This window comes from Pseudoalteromonas ostreae, assembly GCF_018069805.1.
Taxonomy (GTDB): Bacteria; Pseudomonadota; Gammaproteobacteria; order Enterobacterales; family Alteromonadaceae; genus Pseudoalteromonas; species Pseudoalteromonas ostreae.
The window spans coordinates 18661-39024 of the sequence record NZ_JAGPYN010000020.1; the positions used below are offsets into that span (position 1 = coordinate 18661).

Annotated in this window: 15 protein-coding genes; 6 read left to right on the forward strand and 9 right to left on the reverse strand. The window is 41.2% G+C overall.

The window, feature by feature from the left end; genetic code table 11:
• The first annotated feature begins 83 nt into the window (after window positions 1-83).
• Window positions 84-860, forward strand: a complete 777-nt coding sequence (locus tag J7338_RS15465) for an outer membrane beta-barrel protein (RefSeq protein ID WP_210797882.1) — start codon at window positions 84-86, stop codon at window positions 858-860.
• A 65-nt stretch (window positions 861-925) separates the two neighbouring features.
• Here the strand turns inward: J7338_RS15465 and J7338_RS15470 are convergent, their stop codons facing one another.
• The 4 genes from J7338_RS15470 to greB form a co-directional block, all read right to left on the reverse strand.
• Window positions 926-3259 (reverse strand): Tex family protein, encoded by a 2334-nt coding sequence (locus tag J7338_RS15470; RefSeq protein ID WP_210797883.1) that lies wholly within the window; start codon window positions 3257-3259, stop codon window positions 926-928.
• A 163-nt stretch (window positions 3260-3422) separates the two neighbouring features.
• On the reverse strand, window positions 3423-4004 hold the full coding sequence (locus J7338_RS15475; RefSeq protein ID WP_210797884.1) for a CBS domain-containing protein: 582 nt from the start codon (window positions 4002-4004) through the stop codon (window positions 3423-3425).
• Between the two features lie 49 nt (window positions 4005-4053).
• Window positions 4054-4362, reverse strand: a complete 309-nt coding sequence (locus J7338_RS15480; RefSeq protein WP_210797885.1) for a hypothetical protein — start codon at window positions 4360-4362, stop codon at window positions 4054-4056.
• Window positions 4363-4509: 147 nt separating this feature from the next.
• Complete coding sequence (gene greB / locus J7338_RS15485) at window positions 4510-4986, reverse strand: transcription elongation factor GreB (protein ID WP_210797886.1); 477 nt, start codon at window positions 4984-4986, stop codon at window positions 4510-4512.
• A 196-nt stretch (window positions 4987-5182) separates the two neighbouring features.
• Between greB and ompR the strand changes: the two genes are divergently transcribed.
• Together ompR and envZ are read left to right on the forward strand one after the other, a co-directional pair.
• Window positions 5183-5902: an osmolarity response regulator transcription factor OmpR gene (gene ompR / locus J7338_RS15490; RefSeq protein WP_228733006.1), complete on the forward strand. Its 720-nt coding sequence runs from the start codon at window positions 5183-5185 to the stop codon at window positions 5900-5902.
• A gap of 5 nt (window positions 5903-5907) precedes the next feature.
• Window positions 5908-7212 carry a two-component system sensor histidine kinase EnvZ gene (gene envZ / locus J7338_RS15495; protein WP_210797888.1) on the forward strand — a complete coding sequence of 435 codons (1305 nt, stop codon included), beginning with the start codon at window positions 5908-5910 and terminating at the stop codon, window positions 7210-7212.
• A gap of 20 nt (window positions 7213-7232) precedes the next feature.
• Here the strand turns inward: envZ and J7338_RS15500 are convergent, their stop codons facing one another.
• The 4 genes from J7338_RS15500 to J7338_RS15515 form a co-directional block, all read right to left on the reverse strand.
• On the reverse strand, window positions 7233-8390 hold the full coding sequence (locus J7338_RS15500) for a tryptophan 7-halogenase (RefSeq protein WP_210797889.1): 1158 nt from the start codon (window positions 8388-8390) through the stop codon (window positions 7233-7235).
• Window positions 8391-8394: 4 nt separating this feature from the next.
• Window positions 8395-11403, reverse strand: a complete 3009-nt coding sequence (locus J7338_RS15505) for a LodA/GoxA family CTQ-dependent oxidase (protein WP_210797890.1) — start codon at window positions 11401-11403, stop codon at window positions 8395-8397.
• Window positions 11404-11476: 73 nt separating this feature from the next.
• Entirely contained in the window at window positions 11477-12877 is a 1401-nt protein-coding gene (locus J7338_RS15510; RefSeq protein WP_210797891.1) for a hypothetical protein, read from the reverse strand.
• A 333-nt stretch (window positions 12878-13210) separates the two neighbouring features.
• On the reverse strand, window positions 13211-15253 hold the full coding sequence (locus tag J7338_RS15515; RefSeq protein WP_210797892.1) for a glycoside hydrolase family 97 protein: 2043 nt from the start codon (window positions 15251-15253) through the stop codon (window positions 13211-13213).
• A 178-nt stretch (window positions 15254-15431) separates the two neighbouring features.
• Between J7338_RS15515 and J7338_RS15520 the strand changes: the two genes are divergently transcribed.
• Together J7338_RS15520 and J7338_RS15525 are read left to right on the forward strand one after the other, a co-directional pair.
• A complete protein-coding gene (locus J7338_RS15520; RefSeq protein ID WP_210797893.1) occupies window positions 15432-16055 on the forward strand; it encodes a methylamine utilization protein in 624 nt (207 codons plus the stop codon).
• Entirely contained in the window at window positions 16042-17271 is a 1230-nt protein-coding gene (locus J7338_RS15525) for a hypothetical protein (protein ID WP_210797894.1), read from the forward strand. The genes J7338_RS15520 and J7338_RS15525 overlap by 14 nt, the downstream gene beginning before the upstream one ends.
• A gap of 130 nt (window positions 17272-17401) precedes the next feature.
• Here the strand turns inward: J7338_RS15525 and speE are convergent, their stop codons facing one another.
• The gene (gene speE / locus J7338_RS15530; RefSeq protein ID WP_210797895.1) at window positions 17402-18265 is read right to left on the reverse strand and encodes a polyamine aminopropyltransferase; all 864 of its coding nucleotides are present in this window, start codon (window positions 18263-18265) and stop codon (window positions 17402-17404) included.
• A gap of 201 nt (window positions 18266-18466) precedes the next feature.
• Between speE and speA the strand changes: the two genes are divergently transcribed.
• A complete protein-coding gene (speA, locus tag J7338_RS15535; protein ID WP_210797896.1) occupies window positions 18467-20344 on the forward strand; it encodes a biosynthetic arginine decarboxylase in 1878 nt (625 codons plus the stop codon).
• The last annotated feature ends 20 nt before the right edge of the window (window positions 20345-20364 follow it).

Consider the following 20364-nt stretch of genomic DNA (forward strand, 5'->3'; position numbering starts at 1 on the left):
ATATTGCATTATTGCATTTAATGTTGTTAAGAACATTTCAAATTGTTATTTTCCCTGCGATTTTTATTAAGGAAAACAATTAAATGAAATATGCAGTATTAGCAGGGGCCTTATCACTCTTCTCAATTACCGCCGGAGCTAATCAAACATCACTTTTAAGCTACGATTATGTTGAAGTTGGCTATACAAAAACTGACATTAAAAGTAATGATAAAACAGACCCTGACAGCCCAATGTATTCTGGCTACGACGGGTACATTATTAATCTTAGCAAACAACTTTCTGAAAATTGGTACGTTACAGGCTCGTATTCTCAAAGTCGTGTTGATTATTCTAGCACTACTAGGTTTTCCCCTCTACCAGATGGCACTCATCCGTCTAATATGACAGATTCTTATCATGAAACAACAGATATGAGTTTAACTCGTTATAATGTTGGATTTGGATACATTCAACATTTTTCAAGAGAAACTTCTGTTGACTATGCCCTGAAATATGGGAAAAGTAAGATTAAGACTGAGGAAACACTTGTACATAGACTTGAATCTGATGGTAGTGTTTTTGATGTTTTAAAAACAAACTATGAAAGATCAGAAACAGCTGACTCCTATGAAGTAACTGCACAAATTCGACATTTATTGACCGAACAATTTGAAGTAAATGCAGGCGTTGGTTATGAGCGTTTACATGGTGTAGGAGCTGGTTATGTACGTTTGCATGATGCTGAAAGTGAAAATAACCTCCTATTAAAAGCGGGTATAAATTACGCAGTCACTGATAAAATAACGTTTGCTGTTTCTTACAGTTACGCAGATAAATACGCTGACATCGCAGCTGCAGCATTTCGTTATTATTTTTAAAGAAAATTTAAATAGTAGAATAGCAAACACCACAAACTAGGCTTTGTGGTGTTTGTGTTTACGTGTTACTTTTTCACTTTTGCATTTGCGAAGGCATCTGCAAATGCATTGCCCATCATGGCATTACCCGTATCGCGTTTTGGTTTTGCAGCGCGAGGTTGCTGAGCATTGTTACGATTATTGGTTTGTGGCTTTTGACTGATTGATGGAGCAGGTTTATTGCTAGTGTCAATGTCATCATCTAAGCGCATGGTAAAACTAATACGTTTACGGGCAGCGTCAACTTCAACCACTTTTACTTTAACAATATCGCCGGCCTTAACAACTTCACGCGGATCAGAAATAAACTTATTAGTAATTGCTGAAATGTGTACTAGGCCATCTTGGTGTACACCCACATCAACAAAAGCACCAAAGTTAGCAACGTTTGAAACCACGCCTTCTAAAATCATCCCTGGCTTTAAGTCACTGATTTTTTCAACACCGGCTTTAAATTCAGCAGTTTTAAATTCAGGGCGTGGATCTCGGCCTGGTTTATCAAGCTCACTAATAATATCGGTGACAGTTGGTAGGCCGAATTTGTCATCAATATAATCATTTGCAACTAGCTTATTGAGTACTTCAGAATTACCAATAAGGCTGCTTATATCTAGATTACTTTGCTCACTAATTCGCTTCACAACAGGATAGGCCTCTGGGTGAACCGATGATTTATCAAGTGGGTCGCTACCGTTGCTAATTTTTAAGAAACCAGCAGCTTGCTCGAATGCTTTTGGTCCCAAGCGCTCTACTTTTTTAAGTTCAGAGCGTTTAGTGAATGAGCCATTGCTATCGCGGTAATTGACAATATTTTGCGCTAAAGTTTTGTTTAAACCTGAAACACGGGTTAGCAAAGGAACTGACGCCATATTTAAATCAACACCGACCGTGTTTACACAGTCTTCAACTACGGCCGTTAGCGTTTGACCTAATTGACTTTGTGAAACATCGTGTTGATATTGGCCAACACCAATTGATTTAGGCTCTATTTTTACCAGCTCTGCCAGAGGGTCTTGTAAACGACGCGCGATAGACACGGCGCCACGAATAGACACATCGAGATCAGGGAATTCATTCGCCGCAAATTCAGAGGCTGAATAAACTGATGCCCCAGCTTCGCTCACCATGATCTTATTCAGCTTGAGCTCGGTGTTTGCTTTTATTAACTCGCCAACAAGCTTGTCTGATTCGCGAGATGCTGTACCGTTGCCAATGGCGATTAGCTCAACCTTATGTTGACGACATAATTGCTCAAGTGTTCGTAATGACTTATCCCAGTGGTTTTGTGGTGCATGTGGGAAGATAGTTTGTGTGGCTAATAACTTACCAGTGCTATCAACAACGGCAATTTTACAGCCAGTGCGCAGACCTGGATCGAGGCCCAATGTTATGCGAGGCCCAGCAGGGGCAGCCATAAGTAAGTCTTTTAAGTTTTTAGCGAACACATCGATAGCGCCTGTTTCGGCTTTTTCACGCATGGCTGCTAAAAATTCGTTTTCTAAATGCAAGCCTAGTTTAATTTTCCAGGCCCACTGCACGACAGTGAGTAACCACTGGCTGGCTACTTGGTTGTTAATATCAAGGCGGTAATGATCGGCAATCATCACGGCACACATATGGGCCGGGTTTTCTGAACTTGGCTCAGGGTTGATTGTTAACTGTAGAATACCCTCGTTGCGCGCGCGCAACATAGCTAAAGCGCGGTGCGAAGGCACTTTTTTAAGCGCTTCTTGATGCTCAAAATAATCGCGGTATTTAGCGCCAGCTTGTTCTTGGCCTTTGATTAAGCTTGCTTCGATTTGACCATGCTGACTGATATGACTACGAAATTTGGCGAGCAGCTTGGCATCTTCAGCAAAGCGTTCCATTAAAATAAATTTAGCGCCATCCAGAACTGCTTTTTCATCAGCAAAGCCTGCTTCTACATTTAGGTAGCCAGCAGCTTGTTGCTCAGGATCTAAAGAAGCATCATTAAATAAAGCATTCGCTAACGGCTCAAGACCAGCTTCAATAGCAATTTGCCCCTTAGTGCGGCGCTTAGCTTTGTAAGGTAAATATAAATCTTCAAGTTCAGTCTTGCTGTCCGCATTATTAATATCGGCAGCTAAGCTGGAGGTGAGTTTATCTTGCGCTTTAATCGTCGAAAGAATGAAGGCTCTACGTTCTTCCAGCTCTCTTAAATACGATAAACGCTGCTCTAACAATCGTAATTGGGTATCGTCTAAACCACCCGTTACTTCTTTACGATAGCGGGCAATAAAAGGCACAGTTGAACCTTCATCGAGTAATTTTGTAGCAGCTATAACTTGTTGCTCTTGAGCATTCAGCTCAGTGGCTAAACGTGCAGAGATATTGCTCATGCAAAAACCTTATTAAACAATTTGAAGACCAGAACGATAGTTTTGGCAGAATTAATTGCTTGAATAATATCACAGCAGGGCTTAATAAAAAGGCCTTAAAGTATGCTATTTATATACTTTAAGGCCTTTTAAATAGATGGTTCAATTAAACATGTATCAGTGCTTAATGAGGGTGTTCAATATGTTGCATTACTTCACTAAAACTGTGCGCGATAGGAGTGATATGTAACGGAATTTGTAATGTTTTAGCAATTTCTCGAGCTGAAATTAAACCACAAATTTCATTATGCGCGGTAGTAACCAGTAAAAACATAATACCGTTTTGTTCCATTGTTTGTAGTGCATCACCAATACAAGCATAACTTAAGCTTTGCATGCTTACGCCAGTTAAGTGGCTAAGAGGTGTCATTACATGAAGTAAGTTAACTTCATTGCGAGATACATTTAAACGCTGCGCTAAAATCATAATTTTTGAGCTTTGTAGATCAGCACTAGATGCTATACCAAGTAATTTCTCTTTATCATCTAGTACTAAAATAAAGTCTGTATGTTGGCTAGTGATCTGTTTTAATGCATCAACAACGCTGGTTTCGAAATGAGCACGTAGCGGATCTTTTTGAGTAAAATTATTGACCATTTTCAAAGCAGGAGACGTTAAATCAATTAACGGCTGAGTGTCACGGTAAGTGTGGGATAAAACGCCTTTAGAAATATCTTGAGTACGAAGTTCTTTAAAGTTAGCCATAGTAACCACCAATTGTGTTATTAAATCTAATCAAGTTTTAAGCGATAAATTAAATGAAATAAGTCGGTGGTCCACGCTGGTACGCATAGCTAAAAGGTTGTACGAAAGTGGTACTCACATAAAGTGATAAAATGTTTTCAGGGAGTGGTTGAAGCGCCCTGATAGAGATCCCGTTAACGTGTGTGTCTAAGTCAACGTCAAAATTAGCTTGGTCAGGAATGTCACAAGCAATATAGTTTATGGTTGGGGATAAATGATCGTGGTCGTCAAAACCTTGAGCAAGTACAGTCAAACTCACACTCATTAAGAGTGTAAATAACATGGCATGACTTACTATGCGATGTATTACGTTTGACATAATTACTACCTTCTAATATTCAACTCAAGCGCGAAATGCTTTACTGGAGTACTTTTATTTATAGTCTACAAATTCACTTTAGACAATCAATAATTAACCTTATCTGAATAATGAGAAGCGAGGATCTATCGTTTTACTGAGGATTTATCAAGCACCAGGGTAACTAATACTGTTAACGTACCACTCTTTTTTGCCCTGCGGAGTTGTAACATAAAACTCATCATCCACTTGTTTTTTCAATAGTGCGCGCGCCATCGGTGAATCAATCGAGATATAATCTTTGCGGTCATAAATCTCATCAGGGCCTACAATGCGAAACTTCAGCACTTCACCTTGTTCATTTTCTATTTCGACCCATGCACCAAAAAACACTTTACCTGCTTGCTGCGGCGAGTAATCAATTATTTTTAGATCCGGCATGCGTTTGCGCAAATACCGCACGCGACGATCTATTTGTCTTAACAAGCGTTTATTGTACTGATAATCAGCATTTTCTGAACGGTCACCAAGGCTAGCAGCCCAGCTCACTATTTTGGTGACTTCAGGGCGTTTAACATTCCATAAGTGGTCGTGTTCTTGTTGCAGCTGTAAATACCCTTCGCGGGTGATTAAATTAGTTTTCACGTTTAAATTATTACCTTGAGAAACACCTAGGCAAGGTATAAAAATCTTGTTGGCTTGTCGAGCTGATTTTTGTTCTCGCCAGCATTTTTGTGGGCTTGAAATGTTCAGTAACAATCTAGTGGCCTAATTAGTTTTTTATTATCATGTTTTTCATTTATATTAATCACAACAGTACAGAAAAATAAGAATGAAAGTAATGGGACATGAAACCACAAAAGTATTAGTCGTTGATGATGATATGCGTTTACGCAGCTTGTTAGAGCGCTACTTGGTAGAACAAGGATTTATTGTGCGTACAGCTGCTAATTCGGAACAAATGGATCGGCTGTTAGAACGTGAAAACTTTCACTTGATGGTACTTGATTTAATGTTACCCGGTGAAGATGGCTTATCTATCTGTCAGCGGTTGCGCCAAAAAGAAAATGAAATTCCAATTGTCATGTTAACGGCTAAAGGTGATGAGGTTGATCGTATTATCGGTTTAGAGCTTGGTGCTGATGATTACATCCCCAAACCATTTAACCCGCGTGAATTATTAGCGCGTATTAAAGCTATTTTGCGTCGTCGTTCAAAAGAAGTGCCTGGTGCGCCCGCAGCAGAAGAAAACGAAATCAAATTTGGTGAGTTTTCACTTAATTTAGCCACCCGTGAAATGAGCCAAGGCGACAAAACCATGTCGTTGACCAGTGGTGAGTTTGCGGTATTGAAAGCGCTTGTTACACATCCACGAGAGCCGCTTAGCCGTGATAAGTTAATGAACTTAGCGCGTGGTCGAGATTACAGTGCATTAGAGCGTAGTATCGATGTACAAGTCTCACGTTTGCGGCGCATGATCGAAGTCGATGCCGCTAATCCACGTTATATTCAAACTGTATGGGGCTTAGGTTATGTATTTGTTCCAGATGGTGAAAAATAGCCATAATGAGTATGTTTCCCAAAAGTGCATTTGGACAAACGGTGTTTTTAGTGGCGGCACTGTTGTTGATCAACCAAGTAGTGTCTTACATCACGGTTAGCCTTTACGTCGTTAAGCCTACTATTGAGCAAGTTAACCTTATTCTTGCAAAACAAATCAAAACTGTGTTTATAGATTGGGAAGATGGCGTTGAAATAAGCGATGATGTATCTGAAAAGTTTTTTGAAATAACCGGTATCGAAGTCATGACCCAGCGCCAAGCGATGAGCGAAGGTTTGGCGCAAACTCGTGAATATTCGATGTTGTCGCGAAGTATGTCTGAGCAACTAAATGGTTCAGCCCGAGTGCGTATTAGCCAAACAGATCCGCTTGTTTATTGGGTAGAAGCGCCGCAAGCACCGGGTTACTGGGTTAAAGTACCGCTCACTGGTTTTAAAGAAAACAATCTCGAATTTCTAACCTTCTATTTATCTAGTATCGGCTTTTTAAGTGTACTCGGTGGTTGGTTGTTCGCACGTCATTTGAATCGACCTTTAAAAGCGCTACAACAAGCGGCGGTAAAAGTAGGGGTCGGAGATTTTTCTACAAAATTAGAGGAGCACGGCTCAACTGAAGTCATCGAAGTAACTCGTGCGTTTAATCAAATGTCACGGGGTATTGCAGCGCTTGAGAATGACCGCCGTTTACTTATGGCTGGGGTGTCTCATGATTTACGTACGCCGCTAACGCGGATTCGCCTTGCTACCGAAATGATGTCGGATGAAGAAGATTATCTGCGTGAAGGGATCATCTACGATATTGAAGACATGAATGCCATTATTGATCAGTTTATTGAGTATTTGCGTCATCACAAACGTGAGGAGTTAGCGCTTGAAGATCTCAACGCGATAGTGTCAGAAGTGGTGCATTCAGAACAAAAACATCAACGCACTATCACTTTTAGCGAAAATCCTAGTATTAGTAATATTCCTTTAAGTATGGTGGCAATCAAGCGAGTTATTACCAACATGATTGAAAATGCGATCCGTTATTCGGATGGTGATATTGCTGTTGAAACTGCGCTAAGTCGTGATAAAAAATACGCTATGGTGATTGTAAAAGATCATGGTCCAGGTATTCCTGAAAGTGAACTTGAAACGGTATTTGAACCTTTTAAACAAGGCGATGCTGCGCGAGGCAGTGAAGGTAGTGGGTTAGGGCTTGCGATCATTAAGCGCATAGTTGATATGCATGGTGGTAAAGTAAAACTGGTTAATCGCCCTGAAGGCGGTTTAAATGCAGAGGTTTATTTACCAGTCAAAGTTAGTTAGCTGTATATACTTTTATACTACTATACTACTATACTACTCGGCTGCTGTCTGCGCTGCCAAAAAGGGCTGTTTGACCAGCGTTGCTCTTGAGCGTAAAAATAGCGTTTGTGATCTAAATAACGATGCCAAATCTGTTCTATTTGTTGCTGATATAGTTTTTTAAATTGTAGCTGGCTATCGTGTTCTATTTTATTGACTATATCGAGTTTTTTCATCAGATCGGCAAGTTGCATGGCACTTGCCATCGCATTAAAAATTCCTTGTGATGAGATTGGGTCAAAGCTTAGTGCTGCATCACCTAGAGCTGCCCATTGTTGGCCTGCAAAACATTCCAAGCGAGTGGAGTTAGCGCTGACGATACCATGTAGTGTTATTGGCTGTTGGCATACATCGAGAATCTTTGCTTGATTGGCATAACATTGCGCATGTTGAGTAAATAACTTTGCATCACGATGTAAGTCTTTGGTGAGTAAATCCGGATCAGTTTGAAATGCTAAAACACGACGTTGGTTTGGTAATGGTGCACTGTACCACCAGCCGTTTTGCGTGGCACAAATGCTGCCTAGTTGATTTTCAATAGTATTAGCCACGGTTGCCCAGCAAGATATTAGACGGTCATGTTGTTTGCGAGCGGTGTATTTTTTTGCAAAATGAGCCTCTCGGCCAGTGGCATCAATTACAAACTGACTCGCAATGTTGGTTGTTTGCTCGTGTTGCAATTGTGCTAGTGTTATTTGCCAGTGCTGTCCTTGATATTCACTGTGTACTAATTTGGCAGGCCAAATACAGTGTATACCCCGTTGCAGCGCTTTTTCGCGTAAAAAAATCTCAAATACTTGGCGATCCAAACGCCAACCAAAACCATCCGGGTTATTGAGATTATCAGTAACATAGGGTGTTGATTGGCCCCAACTTATCTGCAATCCTGTGTTATGTAAATGCAGCGGGATTGGTGTGCTGGTTGCGAGTTGGTGTTCAAATTCAGTTAACAAATCTAACTGTTGTAAAATACGCCGTGCGGCAGGTGCTAAGCATTCACCAATTCGCTCTTCGGGCATCTCAGACTTATCAATCAAAGTAACTTGATATGAATCACATAAAGCAAGTGCAGCGATACAACCTGCCACACCTGCACCAATGATCACAACATCCGTTTGTAATTCGGTCTCTTTAAGCATTGCTTTAGCGTCCTTTGTTGCGATGAAAACGGCTCGCTTTTTCAGTAACACCTAAGTTGGTTTGACTACGATGTGCAGTATGCTCAGCTGAGAGAGTCGCTTTTGTATGCTGTATCGCTTTGCTTGCTAAGTTAACTTGTGCCTCACCTTGTGGATTGTTGGGCAATATACCAACCTGCATAGCGCTAGGAAATTGTGCATCGCCTATTACGCCTATATGAGGTTGTACAATCGCAAGTTCAGCAAAGTTGTCTATCATACTGTTGATTTGGTTTGTATAAGTGGCAGGGTTACCGTGCAGAGGTAAATCATCAAGCCAATCAGTACGATAAGCAAAAGCCTGTTGACGGGTGCTGTCAGACAATGAGATATCAAGAACTTGCTGATAGCGGAACTGATTCATTATTTGATTTGGCACTCGAGCTGGCCAAAATGTCGGTAAAAATGGATCGTACTCAGAGCTGTAGCCATCTCTACAGCTCGCGGTATCAGTTTGCCAAGGAATAGCCATCCAGCGTGTTACCCCACCAGCTACTTGCCCACCAAATAAAGGTCCTTGCGCGAGGGTATAAACGTCGCTATTCATCACCGGGCCATAATAGTAACGGTCACTTTGTAAGTCCGCTTGGGCGTGTTTGAGTCGAAATGCCGACATATACATGCCTGCAGTTCGCATTGGCCAAGTCATTTCACAGCCCGGGTGAAATGCATCAGCAAGGCAAAACTCCATCGCGCCGCGAGTAAGTAGTTCTGGCTGCTCAGCAATTGGATAATCATCTAACGCGGTTACATTTGCATGTGCCGGACAAGCTGATTGAGGGGTGTAATCATTAATAAAATCACCTTTCACCCATTGCTCTAAAAAGCTCAACTGCAAATTTGATAGCGTTGCATGCTGGCGCACTGAGCCCGTGGGAGGAATGCTAATTGCATCGCCATACAGCCAAGGCCATAGTTGTGGAGCTTGCGCACCGGGAACATCAAAACGACGAAAGTTATTAGACAGTGTGCGGCGTAACTCCTGATAGGCAGGAGAGGGATCGCTAAGCTTTTCTAGCCATTCATTGGTGGTGTAATTAAACTGACCACCCCAGCCAAATGCGCCAGCAAATCCGTCATTAACCCATTGTAAATCCGTCATTCGGGCAAATATGGGTAGAATGTCGTTACTAAAGGAAGGTCGCTGTGGTCTTGCCAGCATACCAGCATCTACAGCAACGTCGCGCATTAAATCCCACATAGTGCGTACTGATTTTTGCATTGGTGCATAATCCGGTGGCGCGCAAATAACCCAAGCGGGCTCTACTCTTAGCGATACCCCCTGATATACAACCTCTGCGGTAATTGGGCCATCTGAAGTGTCGTCATACCAACCTTCATTATTTGCAAAGGTAATGGCTATATCGCCGTTTACGTTGCATGATACGCCATGACCACCGAGCATTAGTAAGCGACCATGTTGATCACTGCGCATTTCGCCTAAGTACACATCTTGATCCATAAATTGACCAATAAACTCATGCTTAGATTTTACGTTTTTGCCGCTTATACTGTGTTTGCCTCCTTTGATTAACAGCTTGCTACGATCAGCTACATTGTTATTACGCAGTAACGATGGCGGCGCATCTGCGGCTTCTGGAATATCTAACGCAATTTGAAATTCGTACCAAGAGGCTTTTTGATTTGCTAATTCAGCATGCCAAGTAATGCTTGCATTATCGAGGGTTAGTTCTTTTATCGCTTTACCAGCGGCATTAAACCCGTAAATTCTAAACTCAGCTGCTTGGCGCTTTAATGCACCTGTTTTATCTCGGTAACTGTATTCATCAGTATGAGCTATGGGCTGCGGTTGTTGCGGGCCAATAAAGTAGCCTTTTTTACTATTACCCACGCGCATTACACCAATAGGCGGATAAATACCGGCATAAACAATACACTCAGAGTCAGTATCTTGATCTTGCTGTGGCTTAAATTCACTTAACTGTTTAGGCTCTTGTAGCTGCTGACCGTTGGCTGTATGTCGGGCGTGAGCACTGGCCGCATAGGCTGACTTTCGAGCTAATGCAATACTGCCTAGAGGCTCATGGGCGGCTAAAGTACGCCAAATATTAAACGCTAAGTTATTACCAAGCTCAGCTTGACCAATCGCGGTAATATTTTGTTGTGCTAAATGCAGCCGCGCAATACATACATAGGGGCTTTTTTCACAGCTCCACACGGCTTGCGCATCATCAAGTGGCATTGTTTTGGGGTTTGTTCTTAATTGTACTTCAAAGCGAAATGTTGCACTGCTTTGACGTAAACGTCGCTGCAAATCCAAAGCGAGGTAATTATTATCGACACTTGGTGCACCAAGTTCAATTTTTTCAGGTACTAAACGATATTTTACAACTTGTTGTTCGCCTAATTTGAACGGTAATATTGCCCAATAATTGGCGCTTAAACAGCTAGCTTCAACTTTTTGCATTGCTTGTAAAATATCAGATGTTTGTTTGTTTTTTGGGTTATTTAAATAGGCATCATAGTTTTTATCGATCACACCTGCTGTGGTGAATTGGCACATCTGTTGCGCATTTTTGGTGAAAAATCGATCCATATTTTGAAAAATAAAATCTGCGGTATCACCTTCGCCAATCAGCTTTGGCCCATCCACTCCAAAGAGCTTTACTGCTAACCCTAATGTACTGTGTAAATCTGGTGATGATGGCAACGTATCACTTGAAAAGCGCACTGCACATTCGTATTCTTTGCCTGCAAAAATGCCAATTTTAAATTGTGGGTCTATATCTGGATTGATAATAAAGTGGCCGTAAGCGATGCCATGTTGCTTTCTAAATACAGCTCGTTGTGCTGGCTGTTGACCTTTGTCTATACGCGGCACTTGACCAAGGCCAACAAACATTTCAGTTAACCGCTGGCAGGCTAATTCAACATCTTTGTCATTTGACCAACACGGCACATTGTTAGCAGTTGCTGGCGTTTTAATATTGTGATTTTTGGGTTTCTTAGCCATTATTATATTCCTTATAGTATTGAGGCGACTCTAGAGGTATTAACTCTAAAAGTCCTTTTACGCAAGTTCACCTTTATTGAGCCAACTGCACATTGAGTTGTTTATTAGTGCTGCGTAATTTTTCAAAATTATTAAATATATGGCTTACAGCCATGGTTGATTTACCCGCAGTTATGCCGTGGCACGCAAAGCAATTGTTAATTGAATAATTAGCTGTTTGATTCGGATCGCCATAGGTTTGGGTGTAGGTTTCCATCGTTATATTGGCTAGAGCCAGCGAACCACGAAGTTTATCGTTAGCATTAGGCGGGACAATATTGCCGCTAATGCCATTACTAAATTGATAATCTAGAGTGCTTAACCAAACGCTACCTGCGTAGAAATAGTGTTGCCATGGGGATGTTTGTGCAGCTAAAGCTTGTTGTACGCTGTGATTGAGTTGCTGAATGTTATTAAAATTTTCTGCATCTTGGTTTTGCTGTGTGGCAGTGGCGACTGTTGTATAAGGTGCGCCATTGGGTACGCCATATTGATAAAGTCTAAATGTATTAGTGGTTGTTTCACCATGTGGGTAGCTTAGGCTAGCGTCGCCAGCAGTGGTGTTTTTTCTATAAAAAATAAAGTTATCGCTATCGCTTACCACTTTATTTACATCGTATGCTGTAGTGACTTTTTTAAACGTACTCATTGAACCGTAATAATCAGGTGTTGATGCTTGATGTTCAAAGGTGGCCCAAATAAATTCAGGGTGATTTTCTACTACCCCAACAACATGCATACCGATTAATGCGACCTTACTGCTACGGATGGTTTTATTATCTGCTTTGATCAGTGCTTGACGAGTATAAAACTGCGCGTCTATTTCTTGTTCAGAATATAGTGCGCGTAGCTGGTCTGTTGCCAACCAGGCTGCTTTTATTTCAACTGAACCTACGGAAAATTGATCACTGCTGGTAATGGGGGTTTTAGCTGCCGATTTGATAAATTCACGGTTTATATGAATTGAATAGTAAGCAGGCTGATTACCGTATTTTGTAAATAACTCACCATGGCTGCCAGCTTGGGTGGTGTCATCTAAAATCAGGTTCGGGCTTAATTTAAAACCTGCGGGGTTGAGTAAATCATTCCAAGGCTCAAGATAAGGCATCATTTCATTGTTTACCTGCAAGTAGTCATCGCCAAACATCACTAGTTGATTGGTGTTTTTATCTATTTGCGTTAAATACAGAAACTTTTGCCAAGACCATTGATGAAAGTCACAGTTAGTTGATGGGTCTTGATCTTTTATAAATGCAAATGGGCTATCTTTACCTTCTTTCGGCGGTTTAACTGGAGATTTAAACCAATCGCTTTGAGCGCTACAGTTAGTTGATGATGCATATTGAGCTGTTGATTTTTCTGCTGCGTGAGTCGTGATTGAGCTTAAACCTATTAATATTAAAGCGACGGTTGCGACAGATTTAAAACGTTCCATGATAATGTTCCTACTGTTACTAATTAACTAACGATTTTTAATCTATAAAAGTAGAGCAATAATGGAAATAAAACTATTACACGGTATTTCACCTGCTATTTATAGGATTGATACAACAGAGCCATTAGTAGTAAGCATAGTTGTTTTTGGTAGTAGGAATGGTGATGCCAACAGCTTGATTAAATTAATAAACTATAGCATTGAACAATTATTTCAAGGGCTAACTCACCCGTTAACTGTATTAATTGAAGGCTCTTTATTTGCCGGTTGTTTGTTAAAAATAAGACGCGAGAGAAACTCGCGCCTCCTATTTGCTCTATTGACTTCGCGCTATTATAAAGCTTTAAATCTAATTGCTGTGCCGCCGCTGGTGGCAAGTTTAAGTGTTAATTTATCAGCAGCTGTGACAGTGCGCTTTTCGATTTTTAAATCGTATGGGTTGTTTTTCCACTGCGCCTTATCACCATCACGATAAATTTGTGCTTCAAAATTTTTACCTTGCTCTAAGAAGTCGAGTTTAATCTCTATGCTTCGAGCTTGCTCATCGGTTACCGCTCCTAAAAACCAGTCGTTACCAGAGTAATTATCACGCTTACGCTCTTTGCGAGCAAATACCACGTAATCGCCAACCTCACCCGCTAGTGCGATACTTTGTTGCCAATCTGTTGGTACGTCTTGAATAAACTTAAATGCGTCCGGTTTGGCTAAATAGTTACGCGGAAGATCAGCGGCCATTTGGATTGGGCTATACATTACGACATATAACGCGAGTTGTTTCGCAAGTGTGGTTTGTGGACGATTAGTATCACCACCTAATCCATTAAAACTCATATCAAAAATGCCCGGAGTAAAGTCCATTGGCCCAGCTAACATACGGGTAAATGCGAGCATTGTAATATGCTCTGGTGGATTTGGCGGTGTGCCCCATGCATTAAACTCTTGGCCGCGAGCACCTTCGCGGGCTATCCAGTTTGGATAGGTACGGCGCAGACCAGTGTCTTTTACCGGTTCATGGGTGTTAATACTGATTTTATGTTTTGCAGCCAGTTGCACGCTGTGTAGGTATTCATTAACCATAAATTGGCCATCGTGCCACTCATGGCGAGCAATGCCGTTTTCATCAATGCGTTTGATGTTGCCGCCATCTGCTACGTAACCTGTTTTTACTTGGCTGACGTTAGATTTTTCGTACAGTGTGTAGGCGTCTTCCATTTGGTTGCGGTAGTTGGTTACGTTGCCAGACGTTTCGTGGTGGCCAATCAGCTGTACGCCTTTTTCTTTGCCATAGCGAGTTAGCTCAGCAATATCAAAGTCAGCGTAAGGTTTGGTAAAACTAAAAACATCACCATTGAAGAACCAGTCGCCATCCCAGCCAATATTCCAGCCCTCAACTAGCACGCCATCAAAACCGTATTTGGCTGCAAAATCCATATAGTACTTAGTGTTTTTTGTAGTCGCACCGTGTTTTTCACCGCTGCCCCAAGTATTCTCATTAATATGCATGCCCCACCAAATACCCACGTATTTACCGGGTTTAACCCACGATACATCACCGAGTTTATTTGGTTCGTTGAGGTTTAAAATAATATCTGAGTTGATCAAATCGACCGCTTGCTCGCCAATTTGAATAGTACGCCATGGGGTATTAAATGCGCCTTGTTTTTTCACTGCAATGCCGTCAGACCAAGGCGTTAAATCGGCTTGTAATGTTCCTGGGCGACGTTGATTAAGCACCATGCCTGCATAATCAACTAATGCAGCTTCGTGAATACTAACGTGAACGCCATCAGTGTTTTTAAAGGTAAATGGCGTATGCACAAGAGCAGCTTGCTGTAGTGGTGTGGTGTTATAAACATATTCATAACGGTTCCAACCACGTGCTGGGATCCACCATGCGGTGGCTTTATCCGCACCACTAATTGCAAATTCGGTTAACTCTTTAGTGATTTCAATGTTTTCAAATCCAGCTTGGTTAGGTACTTCATAACGAAAACCTACGCCGCTATCGAAAGCTCTAAAGCGAACTGTGTAAGTACCGCCTTGTGGCGCAGGCTTACTAAAAGTAACGGCCACTTCATTGTGTTGATCAGTAACTGTTTGGCGCTCGCCCCAAGGTTGCTGCCATTGGCTGTTATGTTGGGAGTTGTTAACGTCGGTGATTGTAAAACCTTCAGCAAAGGCGGCTTGTTGTTTAAATTCGAAGCCGAGTGATGACTCCTCGATGACGTTTTTATTATTAAAGCTAATAGCGTAATGAGGAGCTGAATTTTGATCTGAAATGGTTATTTTAATTTTTTTATTAGGGGATTCTAAAGTTGCTTGTTTTGCAAAACAACTCCCTGAAAGTATAACGAGCAGAAGTAAAGGTAATCGCATTGTGTGTCCTTTATGGCTAACTAGGTTAATGGCTTAGCATAAAGGGCAAGTGGTTTTTTTACGAGGTGACTGCATACGTATTCAACCGTTAACCTAGTCTGAATAATTTTAAATAGCTTATCAATAAAGTAACAGAAAAAGTCTATACTTAACAAAACCACACAATATGATTTCAAAGATGAAGATTTTATTCGCTATGGTACTTTTGTGCATAGTATTGGAAAATAATGCAGCGGTCATAACCATTAATGACCAGAGTCAGCAGGGGCAAGCGAATGCTGTTGTTTGGTTAACACCAAATACTAGGTTAGATGCTACCTCTGACGAGCAAACATTTACCATGGCGCAAAAGGATCGACAGTTCACTCCTCATATTCTAGTTGTTGAGCAAAACTCACAGGTTGAATTTCCTAACGCAGATTCGATTATGCATCATGTATATTCGTTTTCTAAAAGTAAATCTTTTGAATTAAAGCTTTATCGCGAGCAACCACAAGCGCCTATTACTTTTGATAAAACTGGGGTGGTTGAGCTTGGTTGTAATATTCACGATTGGATGCTTGGTTATATTGTGGTTGTGGATAGCCCCTTTTATGGCATTACTAACGATCAAGGCCAGTTATCATTAGATGTTCCACAAGGAGATTACACGCTTAATGTATGGCATGAAGGATTTAGTGATATTAGTTCTACTGAATCGCAAGCACTGGTGATTGCTAATAACGATGTCAGCTATCAATTAAAACAAAAAGTAACCCCTCGAATTGCTATCGCTGTTGATGAGTTTGATGAATATGAATAATTTGATACGGTTAGTCACTTTTTTTTGCCTGACTGCTGCGATAAATAGCTATGCTCAAGTAAAAGGACTTATACAGGTTAGTGCTGTAAAAGGAGATTCACAGCCTAGTTGGCAAGAAGGTGGTCTAGGCCTATATCGGTATGACAGTAATAATGACGGAATTGTGCTTTCGCAAGGGGTGCTTGATTTTAGCATTGATCTAAATAGTGCTTGGTCGGCCCATGGGGTAGTCAATGTTTATCAAGATCCGCAGCTGACCTTAGGTTTTAGTCAAGCGTATTTTCAATATAAGCCACTTAGTAGCAGTAAATACAAATGGCATATTCGAGCGGGGGGGTTTTACCCCTTGTTATCTCTTGAGAACCCAGATAAAGGCTGGCTATCTCCTTATAATTATACTAATTCTGCGATAAATTCATGGGTGGGTGAAGAAATTCGTACACTGGGTGTAGAAGCGACTATTAAGCGGCCAGGCCGTCGTTTTAATAGTGCCCACAGTTTTTCATTTGTGGGTGCAACATTTAAAGGCAATGATCCTGCAGGGACCTTATTAGCATGGCGTGGTTTTGCAATGCACGACAGGCAAACAACATTTAATGAGAGTATCGCATTTGCACCCGTTACATCTTTAAATACACCTCAACTGCAATTTCAAGCGAATCAAGTGTTACCTTTTGAAGAAGTAGATGGCCGATTTGGCTACTATGCGGGTGTGCATTGGGATTATTTAAAAAAATCACAATTTCGTTTTTATTATTACGATAACAATGGCGACCCTGCAGCACTAAATAAAAGTACTGGACAATATGCATGGGATACTCGTTTTAGCAGTGCAGCGTGGCTATATAAATTTACCGCGAATACGCGCTTCATAACACAAATGATGTCGGGAAGTACCGCGATGGGCACTAAACGTGGTGTTAACAATCGCTTTTATAGCCACTTTGTTTTAGTGAGTCATAAAATGGCAAAGCATCGTATCTCCATACGTTATGATTATTTTGAGGTAACCGATCATGATGATTGGCTATTTGATCCTAATGCCAGCGAAGGTGAAGGTATAACCGCGACGTTGCGTTATCAATTAACGCCGCAGTGGCAACTAGGGATTGAAGGCTCGGCATTGCACAGTCAAGCAGATAATCGCGCAGCGATAAATAGCCCCAAAAATATATCCCAGCAACAAATTAGTTTAAATGTTCAGTGGCGCTATTAATGCTGCACTTTTTAGGTCGAAGTGAAAAATAAAGTTACAGTGTATTTGAGTCAAAAGCTCGCGGTCAATTGTGTTATTTGGAATGGAAATAATAAAGGGTTCAATAGAACCCTTTATTGGTCTTTGCTATTTACTTTTTCTCGAAAGCGCGTTTCATATAGTTTGGTGTTGCCAGTGCGCCATGGTGAATACCGTTGTTGTAATATTCAGTAGTTTGCGCAAGATCTGCTGCAGCGCCTTCTCTAAAACCGGCGAATTCTTCACCTTTTCGAGCAAGTGTTACTGACCATAAACCACTTGGGTAAATAGGTTGTGGAAATGGCAATGTTTGTAAGTCGTTAAAGCCTACATCTGTCATCGCATCGCGCATTTCAAGCAGTAATGGCATATGCATAAGCGGTGATTCACTTTGTTGTACCATAATACCGCCAGGGCGTAGTGCATTTAAGCAGCTCGTGTAAAAGGCATGGTTAAACAAACCTTCACCTGGACCGACTGGATCAGTGCCATCAACAATCACGATATCGATTGATTCTGCTGCTGCTTCACGCATGTATTTAATACCGTCGTCAAACATCACTGTCGCGCGCGGATCTTGATTTGCTTCGCATAGCTCAGGGAAGTATTTAAGTGACATTTGCGTCACTACTTCATCAATATCGATTTGTGTAACAGACTCAACGCCTGGGTGCTTGAGTACTTCACGTAAAGTACCGCAGTCACCACCACCAATAATAACTACATTTTTTGGATTCGGGTGTGCAAGTAGTGCAGGGTGGCTGATCATTTCATGGTAAAAAAAGTTTTCACGGCTAGTCACCATAGTACAACCGTCAATAATCATTAGATTACCGAAGTCTGTTGTTTCGTACATTTCGACTTTTTGAAAAGGCGATTGCTGTTCTTCTAGCTTTTTATTGATGCGCATAGAAAACGCACTGCCATCACGTTCACTGATTTCGGTAAACCATTTACTTTGCTCTAAATTTGCCATGTTGCTAGTTACACTTTTGAGTTGAGTATGAAAAAGGGGCAATTCTGCCAGTGCTTGGCGCTTTGCTCAATGAAATTTTTATCAGTATAGCGAATATTTTATACTAGCTTTGGCTTAAAGGTTATTTTTTGTTAGCTTAGGGCGTTATGACGTATTAAAATAACCGATTCCGCTAAATAGTTAACTAAAGAAGAAATTGCCATGACTTGGGGTTTAGATACAGCACGCTCTACGTATAACGTCGCACATTGGAGCGATGGTTACTTTGATATCAATAGCCAAGGTGAGCTGGTTGCTTTCCCTGATGGCGATCAAACTAAAGCCGCTATTTCATTAGCCGAGTTAACTGAGCAATTCAAAAAACAAGGGCTAACGCTGCCTGTATTAGTACGTTTTACTGATATTTTGCAAAATCGTGTTGATACCATGACCAGTGCATTTAGTGGTGCTCGCAATGCCCGATCTTATCAAGGTCAATATACTTGCGTATATCCAATTAAAGTAAATCAGCAACGTTCAGTAGTAAGTAAGTTATTGGCGCACCCAAGCGGCTTAGTCGGTTTAGAAGCTGGTTCAAAACCGGAGTTAATGGCGATTTTAGGTGTGGCAAAACAACCTATCACTATCGTTTGTAATGGTTATAAAGACAGTGAGTTTTTACGTTTAGCGTGTATTGGCCAAGCGATGGGCCACAAAGTTAAAATTGTAGTTGAAAAGCTATCGGAGTTAATAACCTTATTAGCTGAGATTGAAGATCTAGGTATCGAGCCTGCAATTGGTATTCGCATTCGTTTAAACTCAGTGGGTAAAGGAAAATGGCAAAATACCGGTGGCGAAAAAGGTAAATTTGGCTTAACAGCAGGGCAAGTATTAACTGCCGTCGAAGTACTCAAAAAACACAATAAATTGCACTTAATGCAAATGGTGCATTTTCATATTGGCTCACAAATAGCCAATATTCGTGATATTCACCGTGCTTTACGTGAGTGTTCACGCCATTTTGCAGAATTAAGCCAATTAGGTGTGCCATTAAATACCGTCGATGTAGGTGGTGGTTTGGGCGTTGATTACGAAGGTTCTGGCTCGCGCAGTGCCTGTTCAATGAACTACACAGTAGAAGAATATGCGCGTAATGTAGTGAATGCGTTTGCTGAAGTGTGTGAACAGCATGACTTATCGCATCCAGCTATTATTACTGAGTCAGGCCGTGCGTTAACTGCTCACCACGCAGTACTGATCACCGATGTGATTGATGTTGAGCAAGCACCAAATCACAGCAACCCAAGTGCACCTGAGCCAAATAGTGCGTTAGTGTTAGATGATATGTGGCAATGTTTACAGCGTTTAAATCCGCGTATGGCGCTAGAAATTTACCACGATGCAATGCACTTATTCAGCGAAGCACACGATCAGTACGTACACGGTCTAGTGAGCATGCTAGAGTGGGCGAAAATAGAGCAGCTTTACTTTACAATATTACACCGTGTGCGAGCGTCATTGAGCAATGCGCGTGCTCACCGTGAGGTACTGGATGATTTAAACGAAAAATTAGCCGACAAATTATTTGTGAATTTTTCATTGTTTCAGTCATTACCAGATGTCTGGGGGATCCAGCAATTATTCCCGGTAATGCCGATTGAAAACCTCGATAAGCCGTTAACTCAGCGCGCGATCATTCAAGATATTACCTGTGATTCTGACGGTCAAATTAAAGAGTATGTTGAAGGTGCGGGTATTGAAACAAGTTTACCTATTCCACAATATGTACCTGGACAACAATACCACATTGCGATGTTTATGGTGGGAGCTTACCAAGAGATTTTAGGTGATCTACATAACTTATTTGGTGATACAGATTCAGTCCATGTAGAGCTCACCGAACAAGGTTATCAACTAACCAATGCGATCAAGGGTGATAGCGTTAAGGATGTATTAAAGTTTGTTGACTATGATAGCGATATTTTCTTGGATAACTTTGCTACCACAGTACAACAACTCGACATTAGTGACTCTATTAAGCAGCAGTATTTAGCTGAACTAAATGCGGGTCTTGAAGGGTATACATATTTTGAAGATTAATTGCGATACTCTTGTCTATA